Below are 22,769 nucleotides of genomic sequence, written 5' to 3' on the forward strand. Positions count from 1 at the left end.
TCATGAAACATCCACTGGAACTATGGGTTTACCTTTCAGCATCACCTTTGCTGTGGCTCACTCTCACATTATGCGCATGGATCGCGGCGACGCATATTTCCGTTCGACTGAAGCGCCATCCATTGGCCAATCCTGTACTGATTTCCATCGTGCTGCTTTCCAGCCTGCTTGTGATTTTTGATGTTCCCTATGGACGATTCTTTGAAGGAGCCCAGTTTATCCACTTCCTGCTCGGTCCAGCCACAGTAGCCATCGCCGTGCCTCTATTCCGCCAATGGCATCAGGTGCGGCAAGCGCTGATCCCAATGGGAGCAGCGCTGGTCGTCGGCTCCTTCTTTGCGGTTCTTTCCATTGTGGTGATGGGTAAATGGGCCAATCTCTCCAATGAAGTGCTGATTTCTTTTCTGCCAAAATCCGCAACTGCCGGGGTTGCCATGGCGATCTCTTCCACACTTGGCGGCACACCGTCGCTAACCGCGGTATTGGTCGTACTTACCGGTATCATCGGCGCACTTGTCGTCACCCCTTTCATGAATGCCATGCGGATAAGGGATTACGCCGCACGTGGATTTGCTGTTGGGCTGACGTCGCACGGTATCGGAACTGCACGTGCTTTCGATGTCGATGAGACGGCTGGGCTCTTCGCCGGGATTGCCATGGCGCTGAACGCTATTGCAACGTCACTCGTTGTGCCGCTGCTCGTCAAATTGTTCCTCAGCTGAAACGCCGACGCGGTATTCCAGCGGGTGGCTGATTGATACTAAAGCGTATTCCGAAAAATGTGGAACGATTTTCGGAACGAGATGCGTGTTGAAGCAAACCGTTAGAGCTTCTCATAGCCACGCGAGCCGTTTGGCTCGCTGGCTGGCACTACGGCCTGGTGCTATGCAGTTCGGATTACGGTACTCAATGTCCCATAGGTAGGACGGCTGCCTACGCTGAATCGAAACTGCACAGGATGCTACATATTTTCGGGGCGCATCTGGCAGTTGACGGCTGCGCTCCGTTCTCCGTGAAGCGATAACAGCTTCTCAAGCCTGACTCATCAGAAGTGACAAAAATGCCGGGCTATAACCCGGCGTTCTCTTGCAACGTTCCAACCGACAAGCACAGCTCGCTTACCGGAATTGTCGCGGCGGCTTATTTGCCGGATGCCATCGTGTTGTAGCTGGTAATCAGGTTGCGATAATCTGGAATGTGGTTTGCAAACAGCGTACCCAGACCTTCAATATCGTTGCGCCAGTCGCGATGCAGTTCACAATATCTGGTTGTGCTGGACGGTGCCGGGATCGTGCAGCTGCCAACCATGATGATCTGGCGTGACCTTGCCGCAGGCACATTGGTGCCTGTCTTGCCCGAATGGCGCCCGGCTGCGGGCATCGTCCATGCAGTATTTCCATCCAGGCGTGGCCTGCTGCCTTCGGTGCGTACCCTGATCGACTTTCTGGCGCGGGAATGCGCCGTTCAGCGCAAGGCCATCGACGAAACTATTCTTTAGCCAGCGGCAGACCATACGTCGGAGAAGGTCTCTGGGTCGTCATGACCTGTGTTCGCTTGCGGATAAAGCGGCATACTCTTCGACCAAAAAATCGAGAAGCGCGCGCACCGAAGGCAGCAGGCCACGCCGCGAAGGAAAGGCAGCATGGATGATGCCGCTGCGGGGTGCCCAGTCGGGCAGAAGATCAACCAACCGCCCAGCCTTTATATCATCCCGGACAACCATTGTAGGAAACTGGCAAACGCCGATGCCTTGAAGAGCGGCCAGCCGCAGCGCAACCATATCTTCCGTGATCAGCAGCGGTTGATAGGGAATTTCAGCCGTGGTGCCGTTCGGACCAAGCAGGTTCCATTCAAAACTGTTGTGGGATGATCCCCAGGCAAGGCCGGGCATGTCGACGAGGTCGGCGGGGACGGCGTTGCATCCTTCCTTGACGAATACAGGGCTTCCCACCAGTCGTTGCTCGCTTTCCGCCAGCTTGCGGATGACGAGATCGCTATCCTCGAGCGGTGGAAAGCGGACGCGGATAGCGAGATCGAAGCCTTCGCGGATAACATCCACGCGCCGGTTTGTGCTTTCCAGATGTATCTTTACCTTTGGGTATCGCGCCATGAAACGGGCGATCATTTCACCGACCTGGAAATAAATGACCGATGCCGGGCAACTCACCCGCACCGTGCCTTGCGGTTCTGTGCGCATTCTGTCGATCACATCCAGTGCGGCATCGGCCTCAACCATCATCGCCAGACAATGGCGATAAAATTCCTGGCCGATATCCGTCACGGCAAATTGTCGGGTGGTGCGCTGGATAAGCCTGACACCGAGATCATCTTCCAGCAGGGCGATCCGGCGGCTCAGCCTGGAGCGCGGCATATCCAGTTTTCGGGACGCAGCGGAAAAGCCGCCTTGCTCCACGACTTCCACATAAAGCCGCATATCGTTGAGATCAGCCATGGCCGGGCCTTTCATTGTCCTGTTTTCAGGACAGTATAGCCTGAACTTCGATCTACCGGTCAATTTGTTCCAGATTTATTTTGCTCTCAGACAGTCAATTCAGTGTCCGCAAGGCAACGAAATAAATCGGGAAGATCGAGATGAGACAGGTTATCGGCATTTACAGCAGCTCATCGCCCCATTGGGTGGGTGATGGATTTCCGGTTCGCTCCATGGTTTCCCATGCGACAATGGGCGAACACATCAGCCCCTTCTTGCATCTTGATTATGCCGGGCCGGAACAGTTTGCACCCACGGCAACCCCGCGCGGTGTTGGCAGCCATCCCCATCGCGGTTTTGAAACCGTGACCATTGTCTATCAGGGCGAAGTTGAACATCGCGATTCCACTGGAAGCGGAGGCATGATCGGTCCCGGTGATGTACAATGGATGACTGCTGCCGCCGGGATTTTGCACGAGGAGCGCCATTCGAAGGCGTTTACCGAACAGGGAGGCACGCTGGAAATGGTGCAGCTCTGGGTCAACCTGCCTGCCAAGGACAAGTCCGCGCCCGCCACTTACCAGACGGTGCTCGATCGGGATATTCCGACCGTGGCCCTGCCGGATGAAGCTGGAATTGTCCGTGTCATAGCCGGGAACTATGCCGGACATGCCGGACCGGCACGCACCTTCACGCCGATTGATCTATGGGACCTGCGCCTGAAACAGGGCGGAAGCGTTGTGTTTGATCTTCCCGATCAACATACGACCGGCCTGGCAATCTTGCGCGGAACGATCACCGTCAACGGCAACAGATCGGCACGGGATGCGCAATTCGTTCTGCTCGACCGAAAGGGTGGCAGTTTCGAGATTACGGCTGACAGCGACGCAACCGTCCTTCTGCTGAGTGGCGAACCGCTTGGCGAGCCTGTCGCCATGCGTGGCCCTTTCGTCATGAACACAAATGAAGAATTGCAGGATGCTTTCGCGGATTTCCGAACAGGGAAATTCGGCACCATTCCTGCCTGATCCATTCCCCTGGTGTCAGTATGAACCACGGGTATCCCCGGACCGGAAATGCTTTCGGCCCTGAATACGTCCAAGCCTGAAGAAGGAGACAAAAAATGAGCAGCCCAGCTAACTTTAATGGCCAGCGTCCGGTTATCGACCCCAACGACGCTGTCATGCTTCTGATCGATCATCAGAGCGGCCTGTTTCAGACCGTCGCAGACATGCCGATGCCTGTTTTGCGCAATCATGCGACCGCGCTTGCCAAGATGGCCACGCTGACCAAGATGCCGGTCATCACCACGGCATCCGTGCCGCAGGGCCCCAATGGTCCGCTGATCCCCGAGATTCATGAGAACGCCCCTCATGCCAAATATGTAGCGCGCCGCGGCGAGATCAACGCATGGGACAATCCGGATTTCGTTGCTGCCGTGAAGGCCACAGGCCGCAAGACCCTGATCATCGCAGGCACCATCACCAGCGTTTGCATGGCCTTCCCGGCAATCAGTGCCGTTCAGGATGGTTACAAGGTTTTCGCCGTGGTGGACGCATCCGGTACCTATTCCAAGATGGCGCAGGAAATCACGCTCGCTCGTGTTGTTCAGGCCGGTGTCGTGCCGATGGATACGGCTGCGGTGGCTTCGGAACTCCAGAAGACATGGCATCGTGACGATGCGCAGGAATGGGCCAATGTCTACACCAAGATTTTTCCTCCCTACCAGCTTCTCATCGAAAGCTACTTGAAGGCGCAGGAAGTCGAAAAGAACCACGAACAGCTCGATTCACAGCGTGGCTGATTGTGATTGAAATACAAAAGGGCGGCATTACCTGCCGCCCTTCTTCTTGTCCTCAAGTTGATATGAAAACCGCATTGCGCAATGAATGTACGCAATGCGGTTCAATGTTCAGCCTGTCGTGTCATCCCACGGATTTCCCGACAGTGTTTATGCGCAAGGCTTACTTCTGCCAGCTCTTGACCAGTTCATCGTAATTGACCGTAACCGGCTTTTCTTTTTCGTTCTCGATCTTCAGCTGAGGAGCGAGGTTACCCTTGGAAACGGCATCCTTGTTCCAGTACTCGATGTCATGTTCCTCGGCGAGCTTCGGTCCGATGTCGCCCTGTACCCCCGCACGTTCCAGACGCGAGAGAACTTTTTCCTGTTCGGCGCAAAGTGAATCCATCGCTTCCTGTGCCGTTTTTGCACCCGACGATGCATCACCGATCGCCTGCCACCAGAGCTGAGCCAGCTTTGGATAGTCAGGCACGTTGGTGCCGGTTGGCGACCACTGGACGCGGGCCGGCGACCGATAGAACTCGACCAGACCGCCGAGCTTCGGTGCCCGATCCGTGAAGCTTTGATGATGGATGGACGAGTCGCGGATGAAGGTCAGACCCACATGGCTCTTTTTCACATCGACCGTCTTGGACGTCACGAACTGCGCATAGAGCCAGGCAGCCTTGGCCCGGTCATCCGGGGTGGACTTCATGAGGGTCCAGGAACCCACGTCCTGATAGCCCAGCTTCATGCCGTCCTTCCAGTAGACGCCATGCGGGGAGGGGGCAACACGCCATTTCGGCGTGCCATCCTCGTTCACGACCGGCAGGCCGGGCTTGGCCATATCGGCGGTGAAAGCCGTGTACCAGAAAATCTGCTGGGCGATGTTGCCCTGCGACGGAACCGGACCGGATTCGGAGAAGGTCATGCCTTGAGCTTCTGCCGGAGCATAGGCCTTGATCCAGTCGAGATATTTCTGGATGGCGTAGACCGAAGCTGGTCCATTGGTATCGCCGCCGCGGGCTACGCATGAGCCGACCGGACGCGACTGGTCATCAACCTTGATACCCCATTCATCGACCGGCAGACCGTTTGGCAGTCCCTTGTCACCGTTGCCAGCCATGGAAAGCCACGCATCGGTAAAGCGCCAGCCGAGAGACGGGTCCTTCTTGCCATAGTCCATATGGCCGTAGACCTTTTTGCCGTCGACATCGCGACCGGTGAAGAACTCGGCGATGTCCTCATAGGCAGACCAGTTGACGGGTACGCCAAGATCGTAGCCGTACTTGGCCTTGAAGTCGGCCTTGTTCTTCTCGTCGTTGAACCAGTCGTAGCGGAACCAGTAGAGGTTTGCGAACTGCTGGTCGGGAAGCTGGTAGAGCTTCTTGTCCGGAGCCGTCGTGAACTTGCTGCCGATGAAATCGTCCAGATCGAGGCCCGGATTGGTGACATCCTTACCTTCATTGGCCATGAAGTCGGTGAGGTTGCGGACCTGCTGATAGCGCCAGTGCGTGCCGATCAGATCGGAGTCGTTGACCCAGCCGTCATAAAGATTCTGGCCGGTCTGCATCTGGGTCTGAATTTTTTCGACGACGTCGCCTTCCTGAATAAGGTCATGCGTGACCTTGATGCCGGTGATGGCGGTAAATGCGGGCGCCAGCACCTTCGATTCATAATCATGGGTGGTCAGCGATTCCGAAACGACCTTGATATCCATGCCCTGGAAAGGCTTGGCCGCATCGATGAACCACTGCATTTCCTTTTCCTGATCGGCGCGCGACAGGGATGAAAGGTCGCCAATTTCCTTGTCGAGAAATTGCTTCGCCTCATCCATTCCCGCTGAAGCTGCCCCTGTCATTGCCAGCACGATAAGTGCTGTAGTCGTCATTAGATGCCGTCGCATGTTGATCCTCCCAAAGCTTGCGAGTGCATTGCATATCGACTTCCGGGCGCGGTTTGTCCCCCGAGCCCATTTTGCGCGGAGCGGAAACCTTCCGCTCCGGATTTCTCACACAAAGCGGAATACGCCGATGGCGTAGACCACTGAAATGGCAAGAGCCCACCAGAGGTTCGGACCAACCAGCCCGAGCCATGCCAGATTGATGAATGCGCTGCCGAGCAGCGAGATAAACAGGCGGTCGCCGCGTGTTGTCTCGAAGCGCAGGATACCATTGCGCGGCGAGCCGCCGGGCGAGATATATTCCCACACGCCCATGCCCAGCAGCAGAAATGCTATGGCGCAGAAAAACGCCGCCGTCTGCCAGGTCCAGGCCATCCATGAGAAGTCGGGTATATGAAACATCGTCATACCCTCCCCAGGGCAAAGCCCTTGGCGATGTAATTGCGAACAAACCAGATCACCAACGCACCGGGTATCAGCGTCAGAACACCCGCCGCAGCGAGCAGCCCCCAGTCCATACCGGCAGCAGAAACGGTGCGTGTCATCGTGGCTGCAATGGGTTTCGCGTCTGTCGTCGTGAGCGTGCGGGCGATGAGCAATTCCACCCATGAGAACATGAAGCAGAAGAAGGCTGCCACGCCGATGCCGGATGCGATCAGGGGCATGAAGATCTTCACGAAGAACTTTGGAAACGAATAGCCGTCGATATAGGCTGTCTCGTCGATTTCCTTCGGTACGCCCGACATGAAGCCTTCCAGAATCCACACCGCCAGCGGCACATTGAACAGACAATGCGCCAGTGCGACCGCGATATGTGTATCGATGAGCCCGAATGCCGAATAGAGCTGGAAGAACGGCAGGGCGAACACCGCCGGAGGCGCCATGCGGTTGGTCAGGAGCCAGAAGAACAGGTGTTTGTCGCCCAGAAACCGGTAGCGCGAGAAGGCATAGGCTGCAGGCAGCGCCACCGAAACCGAAATCACCATGTTCATGACCACATAGATGATCGAGTTGATATAACCCGAATACCAGGCGGAGTCGGTGAAGATGGCGCGATAGTTCTGCAATGTTGGCTCATGCGGAAAGAGCGTCAGCGACGTCAGGATTTCCTGATTGGTCTTGAAGCTCATATTGATGAGCCAATAGATCGGTATCAGAAGCAGAACGATGTAGATTGTCGGTATCAGCCAGCCGAACCGCGACCTCTCACGTCTGCTCGATTTTTGTCGGACGGCGTTTGAGACCGGTGCAATTGCAGGTGCACTGCCCACGGAAGTTCCCTGTATGGCGTTCATCTCACACCTCCTGATCGTGACTGGTCATGACGGTGTAGAACACCCATGACAGCAGCAGGATGATGAGGAAGTAGATCAACGACATCGCCGCCGCCGGTCCAAGATCGAACTGACCCAGCGCCATCTTGACCAGATCGATCGACAGAAATGTTGTCGAATTGCCCGGTCCACCGCCAGTCACCACGAAGGGCTCGGTATAGATCATGAAACTGTCCATGAAACGGAGCAGGACGGCGATCAGCAAAACGCGCTTCATCTTCGGCAGCTGGATGTAACGGAACACTGAAAACCGCGAGGCTCCGTCGATCCTGGCTGCCTGATAATAGGCATCCGGAATGGATACGAGACTTGCATAGCACAACAGCACCACGAGGCTGGTCCAGTGCCATACGTCCATGATGATGATCGTCACCCAGGCGTCGAACGGATCGTTGACATAGTTGTAGTCCAGCCCCAGCCAGTTGGCGTAGTAGCCGAGCAGGCCGATGTCGCTGCGTCCGAAAACCTGCCAGATCGTGCCGACCACGTTCCACGGGATCAGCAGGGGCAATGCCATGGTGACCAGACAGACGGGGACCCAGAAGCCCTTTTTCGGCATGTTGAGCGCAATCAGGATGCCGAGCGGTATCTGGATCGCGAGGACGATGAACGAGAAAATGAGATTGCGCCAGAGCGCATCCCAGAAACGACCGGAGTGAAGAATTTGCTCGAACCAGTCCGTCCCGGCCCAGAAGAACTGGTTGTTGCCGAACGTATCCTGCACCGAATAGTTCACCACCGTCATCAGCGGAATGACGGCGGAAAAGGCGACCAGCACCAGCACCGGCAGGACCAGGAACCAGGCTTTGTTATTCCAGCTTTTTTCCATGGTCAGCCCTCCATTCCCACGCGCCAGGAATCCGCGAATATGCCGATTGCCTTCGGATCGAAGGTCACGCGCGGTTCGGCTGGTATCTCGTCGTCCTCGCCGATCACGACGGCGAGTTTCTGCCCCTCGAAGCCTGCCCGCACGATGCGGTAGCGCCCGATATCCTCGATCTTGTCGATGTGGATTGGCAGGCCTTCGCGACCGAGCCTGACAAATTCCGGCCGGATGCCCAGTTCGATGCTTTTTGCATCGCCAATCTGCGGTATGCCGGGCAGTGGAATGGCCTGCGCGCCGACTGTGGCAGTCTGGCCGTCGATCCGTGCTGGCATGAGGTTCATACCCGGCGAGCCGATGAAATAGCCAACGAATGTATGCTTCGGGCGCTCGAACAGTTCGGCAGGCGTGCCGATCTGCACGATTTCTCCGTTATGCATCACCACGACCTTGTCGGCGAATGTCAGCGCCTCCGTCTGGTCATGTGTGACATAGACCATCGTGAAACCCGATTGGCGGTGCAAGCGTTTCAGCTGCGAGCGCAGCACCCATTTCATATGCGGATCGATAACCGTCAGGGGTTCATCGAACAGGATTGCGTTCACATTCGCGCGTACCAGTCCCCGACCGAGCGAAATCTTCTGTTTCTGATCTGCCGTCAGTCCGCGTGCGCGTCGCCCGGCAATGCCGCCGAGATCGGTCATTTCCAGAATATCCTTGACGCGACGTTCCACTTCCGCTTCCGGCATCCGTCGGTTGCGCAACGGAAAGGCCAGATTGTCGAACACGGTCATCGTGTCGTAGACGACGGGAAACTGAAAGACCTGCGCAATGTTGCGGTCTTCGGTGGCAAGGCCGGTTACGTCCTGCCCGTCGAAAAGGATGCGCCCCTCAGTCGGTTGCAGCAGGCCGGAAATGATGTTGAGCAGGGTTGTCTTGCCGCAACCGGACGGGCCGAGCAGCGCGTAGGCGCTGCCGTCCTCCCACTCGTAATTGACCATGTTGAGAGCGTATTCGCCTGCGGCTTGCGCCTTCGCATTATAAGCGTGGCGGATATGATCGAGAGTGATACGTGCCATCGTCGCCCTCCTATGCCGCCAAACCAACCGTGCGGCCAACCGCGCGGCCAGTTTCATCGAATGCCATCAGGTGTCGCGTGTCGAGGTAGACCTCGATTTCGCGGTCAGGCTCGACGATCTGGATACCGTGCGCCAGCATGACCCAGCGGTCGCCTTCGTAATCGAGATGGATAAAGCTTTCCGATCCTGCGATCTCGGATACCAGCGTGCGGGCCCGAATGGGAACCGTAGCGTTTTCCGCCGGACGGACCAGCAGATGATGTGGCTGAAACGCGATCGTCAGTGGACCGTCGCTTATATCAGCCAATTGGCTTGGTACGGCAATGGCCGGGCGGTCGGCGCGCAGGAAACGATCCCCCGACTTGACCATGCGTGCTGTGTTCAGGGGCGGGTCGGCAAATGTTCGTGCCGTGACGAGGTCGAGCGGGCGGCGATAGACATCGATTGTGCGCCCGAACTGCGTGATGCGGCCTTCTGAAAGTGCCGCCGTATTGCCGCCGAGCAGCAGTGCTTCCGAAGGTTCGGTTGTTGCGTAAACAAAGATCGCACCGGATTCGGCAAAGATGCGCGGCAGCTCTTCACGGAGTTCCTCACGCAGCTTGTAGTCGAGATTGGCCAGCGGTTCATCGAGGAGGACGAGATTGGCCTTTTTCACAATGGCCCGGGCAATCGCAGTGCGCTGTTGCTGTCCGCCGGAGAGGTTAAGCGGTGTGCGGTCCAGATAAGGCGTCAGCTTGAGAAGGTCTGCCGCCTTGCGAACCTCGCTGTCGATCTCCGACTGTGCCTTTCCGGCGATGCGCATCGGCGAAGCAATGTTTTCATAGACCGTCAGAGCCGGGTAATTGATAAACTGCTGGTAGACCATCGCCACATTGCGCTTCTGCACGGGCATGCCTGTAACATCCTGTCCGTCGAACAGGATCGAGCCTTCACTTGGCTTGTCCAGACCCGCCATGAGGCGCATGAGCGAGGTCTTCCCGGACAAGGTCGGTCCGAGCAGCACATTCAGGCTCCCGCGAGGCAGTACCAGACTTGTCGGATGGATATGGGTGGCTCCACCAACCGTCTTCGAGATATTTCGCAATTCCAGCATATGTCCCGAGGCCTCCTCCAACCGTCGGAATTATTGCGCTTATTGGCAATTCCTCTCAATATGAACTTCCAGGGACTGTGCCTTATCCCTTATGAGCAATCCGTGTTCTGCGGACCGCTTCCACACTTTCTCAGGAAACATGCAAGTTCCAACGACAATCCGGGCGCTGTTAACAGGATGTTTCCCAACGGATTTCATCCAGCTTAACACAACACCGAACCCGGCGCTCAATGAGCGCGAGCCAGCAGATGCGGCAGCGCGACCGTGATCTTTAACGCTTGAACAAACTCGGTTTGGATGACTTCGACAAGCACGCAGCTTGTCGCTTTGGCGATGGTGCCGAACACCGTTATCGCCACTGTCCGAGAAGAGGGCATGCGCACTCGTAACTGACATGTTCCTCCCCCTGTTCACACGTTCGGCCATTGCGAGTGTGAAAGCCAAACAATGAAAATCGAAAACAAAAAGAAAGTCAAATGAAGATAATTGTTTCACTTGCGAAATGTGGGCAGACCGTCGCGCGCCATGTGAAATGGTGGCTGTCGGTATAGCCATGGTCCGTGCAGAGCACGTTTCCAGCAGCGGATCCATATAAGCTCAAGTTACCCGCACGGAACCCGAAGGGTGCATTACACCCAAACAGATGTAGACAAATTACCGGCTCTTCTTTTGCGTCATTTGACGGCACAATAGCCATGGAGCCGAATATTTCTCAACACCATTGGGAATTGGGCCCGGCGAGGAGAAATGGTGATGAATGAACTACGTCCCATATCCAACGAGACCCTCACTGCAGGTGGTGTTCAAGGTACGTCTTTAACTACCGCAGCCGGACATCTGGCGCTCGTGCCGACATGGCTCCCTTTCGGTGTCGCTTCAGGCACAACTGGCAATTCCGCTGGAAGCGGTGGAATGGGACTGAGCGTCGGTGTGATAAGCAGCGACGCATCCGCTGTGTTCGTTCCGTCCAATACGGCAATTGCCGGTCCGGGAGCCGGGGCGGGCGCGGACCAGTTCAACAATGCATTGATTAATCAGCATGTCGTTGAAATGGCTGGAATGGGGGGAGACGGCGGAAACGGCAACGCCGTGATCGGAGGTACAGAAGGCGCGACCTCCAATCATGCAGGAAGCGGTGGCGCCGGGGTTTTCTTCGGGGGACTTGTCAGCTCTGACGTCGCGGTTTTTGCTCCCGTCAATGCTGCGGTTGCAGGCGGATCCAATTCCGTAGCGTCTGCCAACCAGACCAACAACGCTGCCTTCCTGCAAGGCGCGGACCAGATGGCGGGTATTGGAGGCTCGGGTGGAGACCATAATGCCGCCGGGTCCGTTTCGGCCTCTCCGATACATACAGACGCTGGAAATTCCTATTATTTCACCGGTGATAATTATGCGGGTCATGGTGGCGCGGGTGTTTTTGCCGGCACCATGATCGATGTGAACGTGGCGATCTTCTCCCCCATCAATATCGCTGTCGCTGCCGCTGGCGGCAATGCAGAGGCGCACCAGACAAACAACGTGATTTTCGATCAGGGCGGCACGCAGATTGCCGGGATCGGCGGTAATGGCGGCGGCTTCAACATGGCCTCGGACACAATTTTCACCGGCAATACAGCTGCAGGAAGCGGTGGTGACGGTGTTTCCCTGGGCAGTATGGTGGACGTGAATATCGGGTATTTCCACCCGATCAATATTGCAGTTCCCGCTGGCGGAACCGCTGATGCCCAGCAGATAGACCATCTGCTTGTCGATCAGCATGCTTTACAGATTGCCGGTATCGGTGGTTCAGGCGGCTACGATAATCTGACCGACACAAGCCATGATGCGCTTCTTGCAAACGACATTCTTGGCCTTCTTCACGCTTGATACATTCCGGTCTGGCCCACCCTAAAGTAGGTACCCGAATTTCTAGCTAGTCCCGCAACATCAACACGCGCACTCTTTGGAACGCGGTCGGTAACGCGATTTTGCCAATCTCTTATCTGGGAATGCCGACCACCAAGACTGATGTTCAATCCGAAACAGGGCTGGGGCTCAACAGGGAGGAATTAAACAATGCCTATTCCGAGAGTTTCCGACACAATCCATCTCAGTGACGTTTATGCAGGCGACGCTAATGCCGGTAACGGTGCTGATGGCTATAATTTTGGGAATATCAATTACAATCCAAGTGCAGTCGTGGCCAATACGCAAAACGTAACAGGCGCAGCCGTTGATGTGCATAGTGGCGATTCCCCGTGGTTAAACGCCAGCTGGGACGCAGGCCATGCCGGAGATGGCGGCGGAGCCGATGCAGCGAATGGCTTTCTCGCCAACATCACCAACAATGGTGCTGGCGGTGCTGGCGGCGACGCGAATTCCAACGGCAGTCTGGGTTCTTCGAGCGGCGGCAATGTAGCAGCCGGTCAGGCGGACACCAGTGCCGTTCAATATACCGAACTTCTGGCCGACCAGCACGCAACGATCCTTGCAGGGGTCGGTGGCAACGGCGGCGATGGGAACATGGCTCGCGGCGGTGATATTTCCTCTGCGCTCGTGCACTCCAATCCGGAAACGACGACCACAACAACCACTACGACGACCAACGATATCGCGAACTTTGTCGACAGCTTTAACGACAATTTTCACGATATCGATCTGAGCCACTTGCCGCTGTGATCGGCGATTGGCTTTTGCTGGGTAGTCGAGAAATCCGACTTGGGAGCGACGGTTGAAATCGTTGCTCCCCATTTTACCCGGAATTGCCGATACGCTGACATTGCCTCACAGGCCAATGGGTATTGTGAACCTACGATAACAATGGAGATCTCGACGGAGACGACACATGACAGCGGCATTTACGCAAGCGCGCTATACGGTGACCCCATTGGTCGCTGCCTTGCGTCGGTGTGCCGGTGCCTTCGGTTTGGTCTTCGCCTATAGCTGCGGCTATAATATCTTTCTGCTTGCTCCCTCCCTCTATCTTCTTCAGATCTATGATCGTGTTCTGTCGAGCCGCAGCGTCGATACTTTGTTGATGCTCACGATCATCATCGCGATAGCCGTTATTGTCGGGTCTCTGCTCGATATCGTACGCCGCGCCGCGCTTTCCCGGATCGGCAGCTGGCTCGATCGTCAATTGCGTCCTGTCGTCATGAATGCATCATTTGAATATGCGGCGCGCACTGATGCCGGAACAGCCGCTGAAAATTATCGTGACCTTTCCGTTTTGCGTCAGTTTCTGGATTCCCCATCATGTGCGCTATTGTTCGATATTCCCTGGGCCCCAGTTTTTCTTGTGCTGCTTTTTCTGGTTCATCCGCTCCTCGGGTTTATCGGCTTGAGCAGTGCATTGTGTCTGCTGCTTTTGGCCTTGTTGAATGAATTCACGACGCGCGAATTGAATGAACAGGCAAATATTGCGCAGGCACGAAGCTATTCCCGCTTCACAATGGCTCTCAAATATATCGGTGTAATCCGCGCGATGGGGATGCAACATGGCGCAGCTCACCTCATTTACCGGGATGCCGAGGCTGTCAGAGCGGCTCAGGACGGGGTGGCACGTCGAACAGAGGTACTTCAGGCATTCTCGAAATCGGTGCGTGCGTTGACGCAAATTTTGATGATGGGAGCCGCGACATGGCTCGTCCTCCAGAACAACAGCAACCCCGGAATTATTTTTGTCGCCAGTCTGTTGCTGGGGCGTGGACTGGCACCTGTAGAAGGCGCCATAGGCGCGTGGCGGGCACTGGCTTTCGTGCGCGGCGCATTCAACCGCCTGAATAAGATGCTCACTCTGGTTGCACCCGGAGACAACAAGCGAACCATTCTGCTACCGGAGCCCAAAGGCCAGCTCGTTCTCGACAATGTCGGCTATCGGTTCCCCTCATCGGATCGGTTCATTCTGCGAGGCGTATCGTTTCAGGTTGCTCCTGGCGATTGTGTTGCCTTGATCGGCCCTTCAGGATCGGGAAAATCCACTCTCGGACGAATTCTGGCCGGCGTTTCACGGCCCACCTGCGGATGTGCTCTTCTGGGCGGCATCGATATTTCACTGCTTCGCCATTGCGACAATGCCCGCCATATCGGCTATCTGCCGCAGGATATTGAACTTTTCGGCGGTGCGATCAAAGATGTCATCGGTCGGCTCGACAGCTCGGATCCGCGTAAGGTTATCGAAGCTGCCAAGCTCGTCGGGCTGCATGAGACGATCATGCGATTGCCGCAGGGATACGAAACCGATATCGGCGAAGGTGGCGCCTTGCTTCTGCGGGCGCAACGCCAGCAATTGGGACTGGCGCGCGCAGCCTATGGCAACCCTCCTCTCGTGGTCCTTGATGATCCGAATTCCAGTCTCGACTATGAGGGTGAGCGGCTGTTGTTCGACGCCATAGAGCGCATGAAGTGCAGGCAAATTACAATTGTGATCATCACGCATCGAATGGGCATTCTGCCCGTGACCGACAAAATCGCTGTGATGCGCGACGGTATGGTGAGCGCTTTTGGAGATAGCGAGAAAATCTTCGATGCTTTCCTTCGCGTCCCCGCGAAAACTGGACCGTAAGGGATGCCTCGTCATGACCCTCGTTCCCATCGAACTCCCGGTGAAGGTAGCAAATGCGTTGAAGTATTCGCTGCTGCTGGCTCATTTGCGGGCAATACAGCTGAAGCTCCCGTCTTTCCCGCTATTGCTGCCTGGGAAAAACACTTTGCCAACGCCGCTTACATCACGGCCAAGGCTGCGCGGCGTGGCCTGGACAGGAAACCTGCTCGTATTGATATTCGTTGCAGGCTTCGGAATATGGGCAGTTTTCGCACCGCTTAAAAGTGCGGCGGTCGCTGTGGGTGTTGTCGAAGCGGAATCCAGCCGCAAGACCATTCAGCATCTGGAAGGCGGTATTGTTCAGCAGATCTATGTCCACAATGGCGATTTGGTTTCCAACGGTCAGATTCTGATCAAGCTGGACGATACAAAGCCCAGGACGGAGCTGGTCGGTATTCAAGGACAGCTGTGGGACGCACAGGCGAGCCGGGCTCGGCTGGTCGCTGAACAGGCGAACGAGATGCAACTTTTGTTTCCACCGGAGCTGGAACAACTCGCGCCGCATAACCCGGCCGTCAACGCCATTGTCGTCGGACAACGAAGAATATTTGAAGCCCGTCGCGACGTCTATCGATCTGAAATTGCCATAACGCACGAGAAAATGGGGCAGGTGAAGGAAGAGATAACCGGATTGGCAGCGCAAAAAATGGCCTTGTCGTCCCGCATCGAGATCACGCGCCAGCAACTGGACATGATAAACCCGCTTGTGAAAAAGGGACTCGAGCGCAAAACGAGCGTATTGAATCTCGCACGCGAGAAAGCTGATCTGGATGGACAGCTGGGAGAGACCATAGCTCAGATGTCCCGCGCTTATCAGGTGATCAATGAAGCACAGGCCAATCTCGTCAAGCTGGAGAGTGATCGCCAAAACGAGATCGCAAAGGAACTGCGCGAGACCGAAAACCAGCTTTTCCTGTTAAGCGAACGATACCGCGCAATCAACGATCAACTGATCCGGACAGATATCAAGGCGCCCGAGAACGGGATTGTCATGGATTTGCGCATTCACACGACGGGCGGCGTTATCGGGGCAGGCGAGCCGTTGCTGGATCTGGTGCCGCAGGATGGCAACATGATCGTGTCAGCGCATGTTCGGCCCGAGGATATCAACCTTGTGCGTCCCGGCTTGAACGCTCAGGTGCATCTTTTGCCCTATGATCAGCGACGCGTGCCTCTTCTGGAAGGACAAGTGACATATGTTTCGGCCGACCGGCTTATCGATAAACAGACCGGGCAGCCCTACTATGCCGCGACGATCCGCGTGACCGACGATGAACTGATGCAGGCCGGAGACGTGGAAATGATCCCCGGAATGCCTGTGCAGGCCCTGATAGAAACCGGGGAAAGCAGTGTCGCACTTTATGCTGTCAGGCCATTGCTGGACAGTTTTCACCGGGCTTTCCGCGAAAACTGAATTATCTGCGCCTATTGAATGGCGCTCCCATTGGCAGTCGCTTTGGCACCAAGCAACAGAACGACTTCAGTTCTGTTCTGAACATGTAGTTTACGCATAATATGCTGCAAGTGCATCTTCACGGTATTGCCGGAAAGATTGAGCTTCTCAGCAATGACCTTGTTTGAATGACCGCGCTGCAACTCAGTCAGAACGTCAACTTCCCGCGGTGTGAAACCGGTAATGGCTGGCTGGCACCAGCTGTAGTTCACACTATCGGTTCCATCGTCGGTCAATTCAGTCGTTGATCTGTCTTTGAGGGAGATCGTTGTTTGAATCGTACTCTGAGCGCCCTGCGGATGCGGACAGAATATGCCTCCCGCGAGCACCAGCCGAATGCCAGCCAGAGCGATCTCTACCGGAAGGGACGACGTAAAGAACCCTCGCACGCCCATTTTAATCGCTTGTGACTCCAGCAGAACATCGTCCTTGTCAGAGAAAAGGGCAATCGACGCCGCTTGAAAGTGGCTCTCAACGGTGAGGAGCTCTTCCCGCAGTGCGGAGCTATCCATCGCTCTGCCTCCCAGATCCAACGCAATAAGAGCTATGTCACGTCTGCTGGCTTTGACCAGTTCTGTTAAAGAGGCCATGCCAACGACATTACAATCGGCAAGTTCGTATTCCAGGAATTTCACGATGGATGTCCGCACGAGCGTATGTTTGGCCACGATGATCATGGTCCGACGTCTGCGCACTGTGCGCCGTATCTTTTCAAACTCGGTTGACACTGCAGGCTCCGTTTCTTCAATCGCCGGAGGTCTTCTCGACAGTTCCGAATGTCCATCGAATCTAGCATTCGATGGAGTAAAGGGATGCTCGCACTGTGTGTGAAGATTGGATATTATCCATACATCCTATCACAGATGATGGTGGGATTACCAAATAATCTTTGGTTTATATTCCGGTGTCATTATTTAATAGAGATTATTCCAGCTTAACATATGTTAATACAATAAAAGTCGAAAATGACAATCAAGAGTATATTTAAACTTACTTTGAAATACTCCGGCGCCGGAGCGCAAAAGTGAATAGGTGACCGGGAGTGCCACCATGGCTCATCAACAGGATTGGTTCAGCATAGGAAGCGTCGTTGCTCATCATCCCAGGCATATTGGGGTCGAGTGATAGATAGCAGCTGGGCGGCGGAGGGTATTGAAACCGCGCAGAGCCCACAGATCAGGCGCTTTCTCAGCGCATGGGTATATGTGACCCAGGGCAATGTCGGTCATCCAATGAAAAAAGCCCCGGAAAACCGGGGCTGTTTCCTGTAGTGTCTGGGCACTTAGGCCAGTTCGCCAGCCAGCGCCTTTTTGATCAGCGCGCGGGTTTCGTCGATGCCGTAAAGCGCGACGAAGGAGCCGAAGCGCGGTCCGCGTTCCTGACCGATCAGCACTTCATAGAGCATCTGGAAGAAGGAAACCGAAACGCCGGGACCGCCTTCCGGGCTCTTCTTGGTGTGGTCCTGATAACGCTCAATGGCGCGGGCAACGTCGAGAATGGCATTCTGGATGTCGTTGCCATCGGTGCCGGCAGGCAGCGTTGCGAGCTTCGCATCCAGCGCTTCGAGCGCTGCGCGTTCCACATCGTCCGGCGCGCGGAACTGCTTGGTCGGCTTCACGAAATCGTTGAAGTAACGGATCGCATAGCCGACGAGCGCGTCGAGTTCCGGATTGTTTTCCGGCGTAACGCCCGGCACGTGGCGCGAGATAAAACCCCACAGCACAGCCGGATTTTCGGCATTCGATGCGCTGACCAGATTGAGCATCAGCGCGAAAGTGACTGGCAGGTTCACCTTCGGCGGGTTGCCGTAATGAATGTGCCAGACCGGATTATTCAGCCGGTCCTTCCATTCCTGACGCTCATAGGCCGAGAGATAGGTGAAATATTCGTCCACCGCCTTCGGGATGACATCGAAGTAAAGCCGCTTGGCGGTCTTCGGCTTCTGAAAATTGTAAAGCGCAAGGCTTTCAGTCGGCGCATAGGCTAGCCATTCATCGATGGAAATGCCGTTGCCCTTGGACTTGGAAATCTTCTGGCCCAGCTCGTCGAGGAATAGTTCGTAGACGAAATGTTCCGGCGCGCGACCGCCGAGGATTTCGCAGATGCGGTCATAAACACCCGCATTGGTCTGGTGGTCCTTGCCGAACATTTCGAAATCGACGCCGAGCGCTGCCCAGCGCATGCCGAAATCCGGCTTCCATTGCAGCTTCACCTTGCCGCCTGTGACGGATAGCGTGGTTTCAACGCCGTCCTCATCGTCGAACGTGATGGTGCCAGCCTTGGCATCCACGCTCTTCATCGGCACGTAAAGCACGCGACCGGACTTCGGCGAGATCGGCAGGAACGGGCTGTAGGTCGCCTGACGCTCTTCGCCGAGCGTCGGCAGCATCACCTTCATGATGTCGTCATAGCGCTCGACAGCCTTGAGAAGCACGGCGTCGAACTTGCCGGACTGGTAATATTCCGTCGCGCTGGCGAATTCATAATCGAAGCCGAAAGTGTCGAGGAAGCGGCACAGCATGGCGTTGTTATGGTCCGCAAAGCTCTTGTAGTCGCCACCGAACGGGTTCGGAACGGCGGAAAGCGGCATCTGCAGATAGGGTTCAAGGGCTGCCTTGTCCGGCACGTTGTCCGGGATCTTGCGCATGCCGTCGAGATCGTCGGAGAAGCAGATCAGGCGTGTCTTGACCTTGTCTTCGGTGAGGATGCGAAAGGCGTGGCGCACCATCGAGGTGCGCGCCACTTCGCCGAACGTGCCGATATGCGGCAGGCCGGAAGGGCCATAACCGGTCTCGAAAATCACCGTTTCCGGCAGGCCGGTCTTTGCATAGCGCTTGAGGATTTTCTTCGCTTCTTCAAAAGGCCATGCTTTCGCTTCCGCAGCCGCCGCGGTCAGTTCCGGGGTCAGCGTGATTTCGGGAAGGCGGTGCGAGGTCATGGTTTAATCCTGTGAAGAAAGTTTATTCATTGAAAACTTGCGCGCAAGGGAGGCGCATACTGCTCTATGGCGCGGCAACCACTGTCCGTCAACGGTTGCGACCGAATTTCCTTGCGCAACGGGATGCGGCTTCCTAACTTTCAAAACAATTTGGGCCGTTGAAGTTGATTCCGGCTATTGTTGTGCAGGAGTACCCGATGAAAAAGATCACCCAGCAGGATGCACTCGTCTATATTATGATTACGACGTCTGCCGCCGACACCACCATGACCGATGCCGAGCTGGAATCCATCGGCAATGTGGTGACGCGCCTGCCGGTTTTCCGCGGGTTCGATACCGGCCGCCTGCCGCAGATTGCCAATGATTGCTATGCGCTTCTTGCCGATGAAGACGGCCTGGAAAAAATTCTCGACCTTGCCCATGAAGCACTGCCGGAACGTCTCTACGATACGGCCTATGCGCTGGCTGTCGAAGTCGCTGCTGCCGATCTGCATGTGGAGCAGGAAGAACTGGAATTTCTCCAGATGCTGCGTGACCGCTGGACACTGGATGAACTGACCGTTGCCGCCATCGAACGCAGCGCCCGCGTGCGCTTCCGCAAACTTGATCCTGTTGTTTAGAGCCTGTTCCAAAAGCCATCCTGTGTGGCTGCAAATGGCAATTTGTCTGCGTTCCGGCGCTCATGCAGCTTTCTCTGGTGCATAGTCTTATCCGAAAAGTCTGCAACTTTTGGGGGCCATGCTCAAAAGTACACTGCGCTCCGGTACTCGAAAATCACCATTTTCGCACACACATGCAGCTTTTTGATTCAGGCTCTCAAGCGCTGGTGGCTGCATAGGCTCGGCTTCCTTCATCCAGAACTGTCGAACCTCATCCTGAGCTTGTCGAAGGATCAGCAGTTGAATGCAAAACGGGCGGAAAATCCGCCCGTTTCCTTTATGGTTTCAGGAAATCAGCACACGACCGGGAGCCGTCGTGCCTTGCGCCCTTCCAGAGCGGCACGCATGATGCGGGCGGCTTCTGCAAATGTGGGCGTTTCCTTCCAGTGTTCAGCATGGATGATGCCGGTCGGAACGATATCCCTCAGCGCTTCCAGCGTGTGGCGCGGCACCATGTCGGTGCAGTTCCACAGGCGGCGGAAGATGACACTGATCCGTGTGACCTTGCCGTTGACCTGAACGGACGGTTCGGTCGTTTCCAGAGCCCAATCTTCATAAGCATCGACCGCATCCTGGAATGCATGATGCAGATAGATCGGTGCGTGACCGTCATGAAGCGGGGGCAGCAAACTAGACATTTCTGTTTCCTCTCTTCCAATGGGTTCAGCTTTCAGGGGGCATTTGCCGCCAGATGAATGAAATGGGGCGTACAAATGCATTCAAATAAGAGCCATGAATTGCTCTTCAGTGGTCTATGCGTGCCGTGTCGAAATGAAACTCACGAAATACGACAACACATAATTAACCATGATCTACGGAAGAAGCCCTGTTTGGCAAGAGGGGATTTTCTTTAAATTGGGTTTAATCGAAAAAATAATTCAAACGCATAGGTTGAAATACTTCAATAATAAGCTAGCAAATAATTGAAATATTATTTTTACTTGACGGTTAAAGATGCCGGAAAGCGAAGTGTTTTTCGATATTTATTGTTCCGGTAACAGGTTTTGATCCTGTCATTTACGGGTGACTGGTATAAAAAGTCGTCAAATGAAAATGTGATTGCGGGGCAATGGATATGGCTCAACTGGTTCTGTCACGTAGGGCTTTTCTGGCGGGATCGACCGCTTTGGCCGCTGTCGCCGTCTGGCCGCAACGGTCGAATGCGGCTGGTGAAGCGCAGAAAGGCGGGCGACTGGTCGTGGCCGCAGATTCAGAGCCACGTAATCTGAACCCGGCCATCGTGGCCTCCAATGGCGTTTTCTTCGTCGCAAGCAAGGTGATCGAACCTCTGGCGGAAGCGTCCTTCGAGGGCGAAAATGGTCTCGCGCCACGACTTGCGACAGGCTGGGAAGGCTCCGCCGACGGGCTGACGGTGAGGTTCCGTCTGCGCGAAGGCGTTAAATGGCATGACGGCAAGCCGTTCACATCGGCGGATGTTGCGTTCTCGGCCATGGAAATCTGGAAACCGCTGCAAAACCTGGGCCGTGTTGTGTTCAAGGCGCTGGAGAAGGTCGAAACGCCGGATGACCTCACTGCCGTTTTCCATTTCTCCGAGCCGACGCCCTTCCAGCTTATCCGCAATGCCCTGCCGGCGCTGACGGCAGTGCTGCCGAAGCATGTCTTCGCGGGCAGTGACGTCATGGCCAACCCGGCCAATGAAAAGCTCGTAGGCACCGGCCCGTTCAAATATGCCGAACATAAGACCGGCGAATATTACCGGCTGACACGCAACGACGATTATTGGGGCAAGGGTGAGCCTTATCTGGACGAGATTGTCTATCGCGTGCTGCCGGATCGCGCCGCAGCGGCTGGCGCGCTGGAGGCCGAAGAAATCGACCTCGCCGCCTTTTCCGCCGTGCCGCTCGCCGATCTGGACCGCATTTCGAAGGTTCCGGGCCTCACGGTCATCTCCAAGGGCTATGAGGCGTTGACCTACCAGCTCGTGGTGGAAATCAACCACCGCCGCAAGGAACTGGCGAACCTGAAGGTTCGGCAGGCAATCGCCCATGCTATCGATCGCGATTTCGTGGTGAAGACAATTTTCCTCGGTTACGCCAAGACCTCGACCGGTCCTGTGCCGCGTTATGACAGCCAGTTCTATACCGATGACGTGCCGCCCTATCCGTTCGACGTCGCGAAAGCGAATGCGCTTCTGGACGAGGCTGGTTACGAGCGGGGCAAGGACGGAACGCGCTTCACGCTCAAGCTTCTCCCAGCGCCCTATTTCAACGAAACGAAACAGTTCGGTGATTATCTGCGGCAGGCGCTTGCGGCGGTCGGCATCGATGCACGCATCGTCAACAACGATTCCGCCGCGCACCAGAAGGCAGTTTACACTGACCACGATTTTGATCTGGCCATTGCGCCGACGGTTTATCGTGGTGATCCGGCCATATCCACGACAATTCTGGTTGAGGGCGGTATCCCGGCAGGCGTGCCGTTTTCCAATCAGGGTGGCTATGCCAATGCCGAACTGGACGCGCTGATCGCCAAAGCCGCACGCGAAATCGATGAGAAAAAGCGCACGGCGCTCTATCATCAGTTCCAGCAGATGGTGGACGCAGATTTGCCGCTCATCAATGTTGCGGAATGGGGTTTCATCACCGTCGCCAGCGACCGCGTGAAGAATGTTTCCAGCAATCCGCGCTGGGTAGTTTCCAACTGGGTGGATACGTGGCTGGAACAGTGACGAAC

At 55.7% G+C, this 22,769-nt stretch carries 22 protein-coding genes; 10 read left to right on the forward strand and 12 right to left on the reverse strand.

All coding sequences use genetic code 11. From position 1 onward, the window contains the following. Positions 1-2: 2 nt before the first annotated feature. Entirely contained in the window at positions 3-722 is a 720-nt protein-coding gene (locus AC1RHM_RS11225) for an LrgB family protein (protein ID WP_010659174.1), read from the forward strand. A gap of 418 nt (positions 723-1,140) precedes the next feature. Here the strand turns inward: AC1RHM_RS11225 and AC1RHM_RS11230 are convergent, their stop codons facing one another. Beyond that, positions 1,141-1,308, reverse strand: coding sequence for a hypothetical protein (locus AC1RHM_RS11230; RefSeq protein WP_010659173.1), 168 nt, complete (start codon positions 1,306-1,308; stop codon positions 1,141-1,143). On the opposite strand from AC1RHM_RS11230, the gene AC1RHM_RS11235 reads away from it, so the two are divergent. Then, the gene (locus AC1RHM_RS11235; protein WP_235691746.1) at positions 1,235-1,498 is read left to right on the forward strand and encodes a LysR substrate-binding domain-containing protein; all 264 of its coding nucleotides are present in this window, start codon (positions 1,235-1,237) and stop codon (positions 1,496-1,498) included. The genes AC1RHM_RS11230 and AC1RHM_RS11235 overlap by 74 nt on opposite strands. Positions 1,499-1,537: 39 nt before the next feature. Here the strand turns inward: AC1RHM_RS11235 and AC1RHM_RS11240 are convergent, their stop codons facing one another. Further along, positions 1,538-2,452 (reverse strand): LysR family transcriptional regulator, encoded by a 915-nt coding sequence (locus tag AC1RHM_RS11240; protein ID WP_029376006.1) that lies wholly within the window; start codon positions 2,450-2,452, stop codon positions 1,538-1,540. Between the two features lie 140 nt (positions 2,453-2,592). On the opposite strand from AC1RHM_RS11240, the gene AC1RHM_RS11245 reads away from it, so the two are divergent. Both AC1RHM_RS11245 and AC1RHM_RS11250 read left to right on the forward strand, forming a co-directional pair. Beyond that, positions 2,593-3,459, forward strand: a complete 867-nt coding sequence (locus AC1RHM_RS11245) for a pirin family protein (protein WP_010659170.1) — start codon at positions 2,593-2,595, stop codon at positions 3,457-3,459. Between the two features lie 95 nt (positions 3,460-3,554). Continuing rightward, the gene (locus AC1RHM_RS11250) at positions 3,555-4,235 is read left to right on the forward strand and encodes a hydrolase (protein ID WP_010659169.1); all 681 of its coding nucleotides are present in this window, start codon (positions 3,555-3,557) and stop codon (positions 4,233-4,235) included. Positions 4,236-4,395: 160 nt separating this feature from the next. Here the strand turns inward: AC1RHM_RS11250 and AC1RHM_RS11255 are convergent, their stop codons facing one another. From AC1RHM_RS11255 to AC1RHM_RS11285, 7 genes are all read right to left on the reverse strand, one after another. Next, positions 4,396-6,117, reverse strand: a complete 1,722-nt coding sequence (locus AC1RHM_RS11255; protein WP_010659168.1) for an ABC transporter substrate-binding protein — start codon at positions 6,115-6,117, stop codon at positions 4,396-4,398. 105 nt (positions 6,118-6,222) lie between these two features. Then, positions 6,223-6,516, reverse strand: a complete 294-nt coding sequence (locus AC1RHM_RS11260; protein ID WP_029376005.1) for a DUF2160 domain-containing protein — start codon at positions 6,514-6,516, stop codon at positions 6,223-6,225. 2 nt (positions 6,517-6,518) lie between these two features. Next, a complete protein-coding gene (locus tag AC1RHM_RS11265) occupies positions 6,519-7,409 on the reverse strand; it encodes a carbohydrate ABC transporter permease (protein ID WP_010659166.1) in 891 nt (296 codons plus the stop codon). Between the two features lies 1 nt (position 7,410). Continuing rightward, on the reverse strand, positions 7,411-8,277 hold the full coding sequence (locus AC1RHM_RS11270) for a carbohydrate ABC transporter permease (RefSeq protein ID WP_010659165.1): 867 nt from the start codon (positions 8,275-8,277) through the stop codon (positions 7,411-7,413). 2 nt (positions 8,278-8,279) lie between these two features. Continuing rightward, positions 8,280-9,350, reverse strand: a complete 1,071-nt coding sequence (locus AC1RHM_RS11275; protein ID WP_010659164.1) for an ABC transporter ATP-binding protein — start codon at positions 9,348-9,350, stop codon at positions 8,280-8,282. A 10-nt stretch (positions 9,351-9,360) separates the two neighbouring features. Continuing rightward, complete coding sequence (locus tag AC1RHM_RS11280) at positions 9,361-10,443, reverse strand: ABC transporter ATP-binding protein (protein WP_010659163.1); 1,083 nt, start codon at positions 10,441-10,443, stop codon at positions 9,361-9,363. Between the two features lie 227 nt (positions 10,444-10,670). Beyond that, positions 10,671-10,820, reverse strand: a complete 150-nt coding sequence (locus tag AC1RHM_RS11285; RefSeq protein WP_155269240.1) for a hypothetical protein — start codon at positions 10,818-10,820, stop codon at positions 10,671-10,673. A gap of 376 nt (positions 10,821-11,196) precedes the next feature. Between AC1RHM_RS11285 and AC1RHM_RS11290 the strand changes: the two genes are divergently transcribed. From AC1RHM_RS11290 to AC1RHM_RS11305, 4 genes are all read left to right on the forward strand, one after another. After that, positions 11,197-12,309: a hypothetical protein gene (locus AC1RHM_RS11290; protein WP_010659162.1), complete on the forward strand. Its 1,113-nt coding sequence runs from the start codon at positions 11,197-11,199 to the stop codon at positions 12,307-12,309. Between the two features lie 189 nt (positions 12,310-12,498). Next, positions 12,499-13,101, forward strand: coding sequence for a hypothetical protein (locus tag AC1RHM_RS11295; protein ID WP_010659161.1), 603 nt, complete (start codon positions 12,499-12,501; stop codon positions 13,099-13,101). 166 nt (positions 13,102-13,267) lie between these two features. Beyond that, positions 13,268-14,986, forward strand: coding sequence for a type I secretion system permease/ATPase (locus tag AC1RHM_RS11300; RefSeq protein ID WP_052174248.1), 1,719 nt, complete (start codon positions 13,268-13,270; stop codon positions 14,984-14,986). 13 nt (positions 14,987-14,999) lie between these two features. Next, complete coding sequence (locus AC1RHM_RS11305) at positions 15,000-16,439, forward strand: HlyD family type I secretion periplasmic adaptor subunit (protein ID WP_010659160.1); 1,440 nt, start codon at positions 15,000-15,002, stop codon at positions 16,437-16,439. Between the two features lie 11 nt (positions 16,440-16,450). On the opposite strand, the gene AC1RHM_RS11310 is transcribed toward AC1RHM_RS11305, so the two are convergent. After that, positions 16,451-17,155, reverse strand: coding sequence for a LuxR C-terminal-related transcriptional regulator (locus AC1RHM_RS11310; RefSeq protein ID WP_010659159.1), 705 nt, complete (start codon positions 17,153-17,155; stop codon positions 16,451-16,453). 605 nt (positions 17,156-17,760) lie between these two features. Beyond that, on the reverse strand, positions 17,761-19,416 hold the full coding sequence (locus AC1RHM_RS11315) for a lysine--tRNA ligase (RefSeq protein WP_010659158.1): 1,656 nt from the start codon (positions 19,414-19,416) through the stop codon (positions 17,761-17,763). A gap of 197 nt (positions 19,417-19,613) precedes the next feature. On the opposite strand from AC1RHM_RS11315, the gene AC1RHM_RS11320 reads away from it, so the two are divergent. Further along, positions 19,614-20,036, forward strand: coding sequence for a tellurite resistance TerB family protein (locus AC1RHM_RS11320; protein ID WP_010659157.1), 423 nt, complete (start codon positions 19,614-19,616; stop codon positions 20,034-20,036). 332 nt (positions 20,037-20,368) lie between these two features. On the opposite strand, the gene AC1RHM_RS11325 is transcribed toward AC1RHM_RS11320, so the two are convergent. After that, positions 20,369-20,713, reverse strand: a complete 345-nt coding sequence (locus AC1RHM_RS11325) for a BRA0787 family protein (protein WP_010659156.1) — start codon at positions 20,711-20,713, stop codon at positions 20,369-20,371. 437 nt (positions 20,714-21,150) lie between these two features. Between AC1RHM_RS11325 and AC1RHM_RS11330 the strand changes: the two genes are divergently transcribed. Then, on the forward strand, positions 21,151-22,764 hold the full coding sequence (locus tag AC1RHM_RS11330) for an ABC transporter substrate-binding protein (protein WP_010659155.1): 1,614 nt from the start codon (positions 21,151-21,153) through the stop codon (positions 22,762-22,764). Positions 22,765-22,769 lie beyond the last annotated feature (5 nt).

The organism is Brucella sp. GW823-FHT04E01 (genome assembly GCF_058796175.1).

Excerpts from the sequence above, each read along its gene's own strand:
- AC1RHM_RS11225 (WP_010659174.1), top strand. The coding sequence starts at position 3 with ATGAAACATCCACTGGAACTATGGGTTTACCTTTCAGCATCACCTTTG.
- AC1RHM_RS11230 (WP_010659173.1), bottom strand. The coding sequence starts at position 1,308 with ATGGTTGGCAGCTGCACGATCCCGGCACCGTCCAGCACAACCAGATAT.
- AC1RHM_RS11240 (WP_029376006.1), bottom strand. The coding sequence starts at position 2,452 with ATGGCTGATCTCAACGATATGCGGCTTTATGTGGAAGTCGTGGAGCAA.
- AC1RHM_RS11245 (WP_010659170.1), top strand. The coding sequence starts at position 2,593 with ATGAGACAGGTTATCGGCATTTACAGCAGCTCATCGCCCCATTGGGTG.
- AC1RHM_RS11250 (WP_010659169.1), top strand. The coding sequence starts at position 3,555 with ATGAGCAGCCCAGCTAACTTTAATGGCCAGCGTCCGGTTATCGACCCC.
- AC1RHM_RS11255 (WP_010659168.1), bottom strand. The coding sequence starts at position 6,117 with ATGCGACGGCATCTAATGACGACTACAGCACTTATCGTGCTGGCAATG.
- AC1RHM_RS11260 (WP_029376005.1), bottom strand. The coding sequence starts at position 6,516 with ATGTTTCATATACCCGACTTCTCATGGATGGCCTGGACCTGGCAGACG.
- AC1RHM_RS11265 (WP_010659166.1), bottom strand. The coding sequence starts at position 7,409 with ATGAACGCCATACAGGGAACTTCCGTGGGCAGTGCACCTGCAATTGCA.
- AC1RHM_RS11270 (WP_010659165.1), bottom strand. The coding sequence starts at position 8,277 with ATGGAAAAAAGCTGGAATAACAAAGCCTGGTTCCTGGTCCTGCCGGTG.
- AC1RHM_RS11275 (WP_010659164.1), bottom strand. The coding sequence starts at position 9,350 with ATGGCACGTATCACTCTCGATCATATCCGCCACGCTTATAATGCGAAG.
- AC1RHM_RS11280 (WP_010659163.1), bottom strand. The coding sequence starts at position 10,443 with ATGCTGGAATTGCGAAATATCTCGAAGACGGTTGGTGGAGCCACCCAT.
- AC1RHM_RS11285 (WP_155269240.1), bottom strand. The coding sequence starts at position 10,820 with ATGCCCTCTTCTCGGACAGTGGCGATAACGGTGTTCGGCACCATCGCC.
- AC1RHM_RS11290 (WP_010659162.1), top strand. The coding sequence starts at position 11,197 with ATGAATGAACTACGTCCCATATCCAACGAGACCCTCACTGCAGGTGGT.
- AC1RHM_RS11295 (WP_010659161.1), top strand. The coding sequence starts at position 12,499 with ATGCCTATTCCGAGAGTTTCCGACACAATCCATCTCAGTGACGTTTAT.
- AC1RHM_RS11300 (WP_052174248.1), top strand. The coding sequence starts at position 13,268 with ATGACAGCGGCATTTACGCAAGCGCGCTATACGGTGACCCCATTGGTC.
- AC1RHM_RS11305 (WP_010659160.1), top strand. The coding sequence starts at position 15,000 with ATGACCCTCGTTCCCATCGAACTCCCGGTGAAGGTAGCAAATGCGTTG.
- AC1RHM_RS11310 (WP_010659159.1), bottom strand. The coding sequence starts at position 17,155 with ATGATCATCGTGGCCAAACATACGCTCGTGCGGACATCCATCGTGAAA.
- AC1RHM_RS11315 (WP_010659158.1), bottom strand. The coding sequence starts at position 19,416 with ATGACCTCGCACCGCCTTCCCGAAATCACGCTGACCCCGGAACTGACC.
- AC1RHM_RS11320 (WP_010659157.1), top strand. The coding sequence starts at position 19,614 with ATGAAAAAGATCACCCAGCAGGATGCACTCGTCTATATTATGATTACG.
- AC1RHM_RS11325 (WP_010659156.1), bottom strand. The coding sequence starts at position 20,713 with ATGTCTAGTTTGCTGCCCCCGCTTCATGACGGTCACGCACCGATCTAT.
- AC1RHM_RS11330 (WP_010659155.1), top strand. The coding sequence starts at position 21,151 with ATGGCTCAACTGGTTCTGTCACGTAGGGCTTTTCTGGCGGGATCGACC.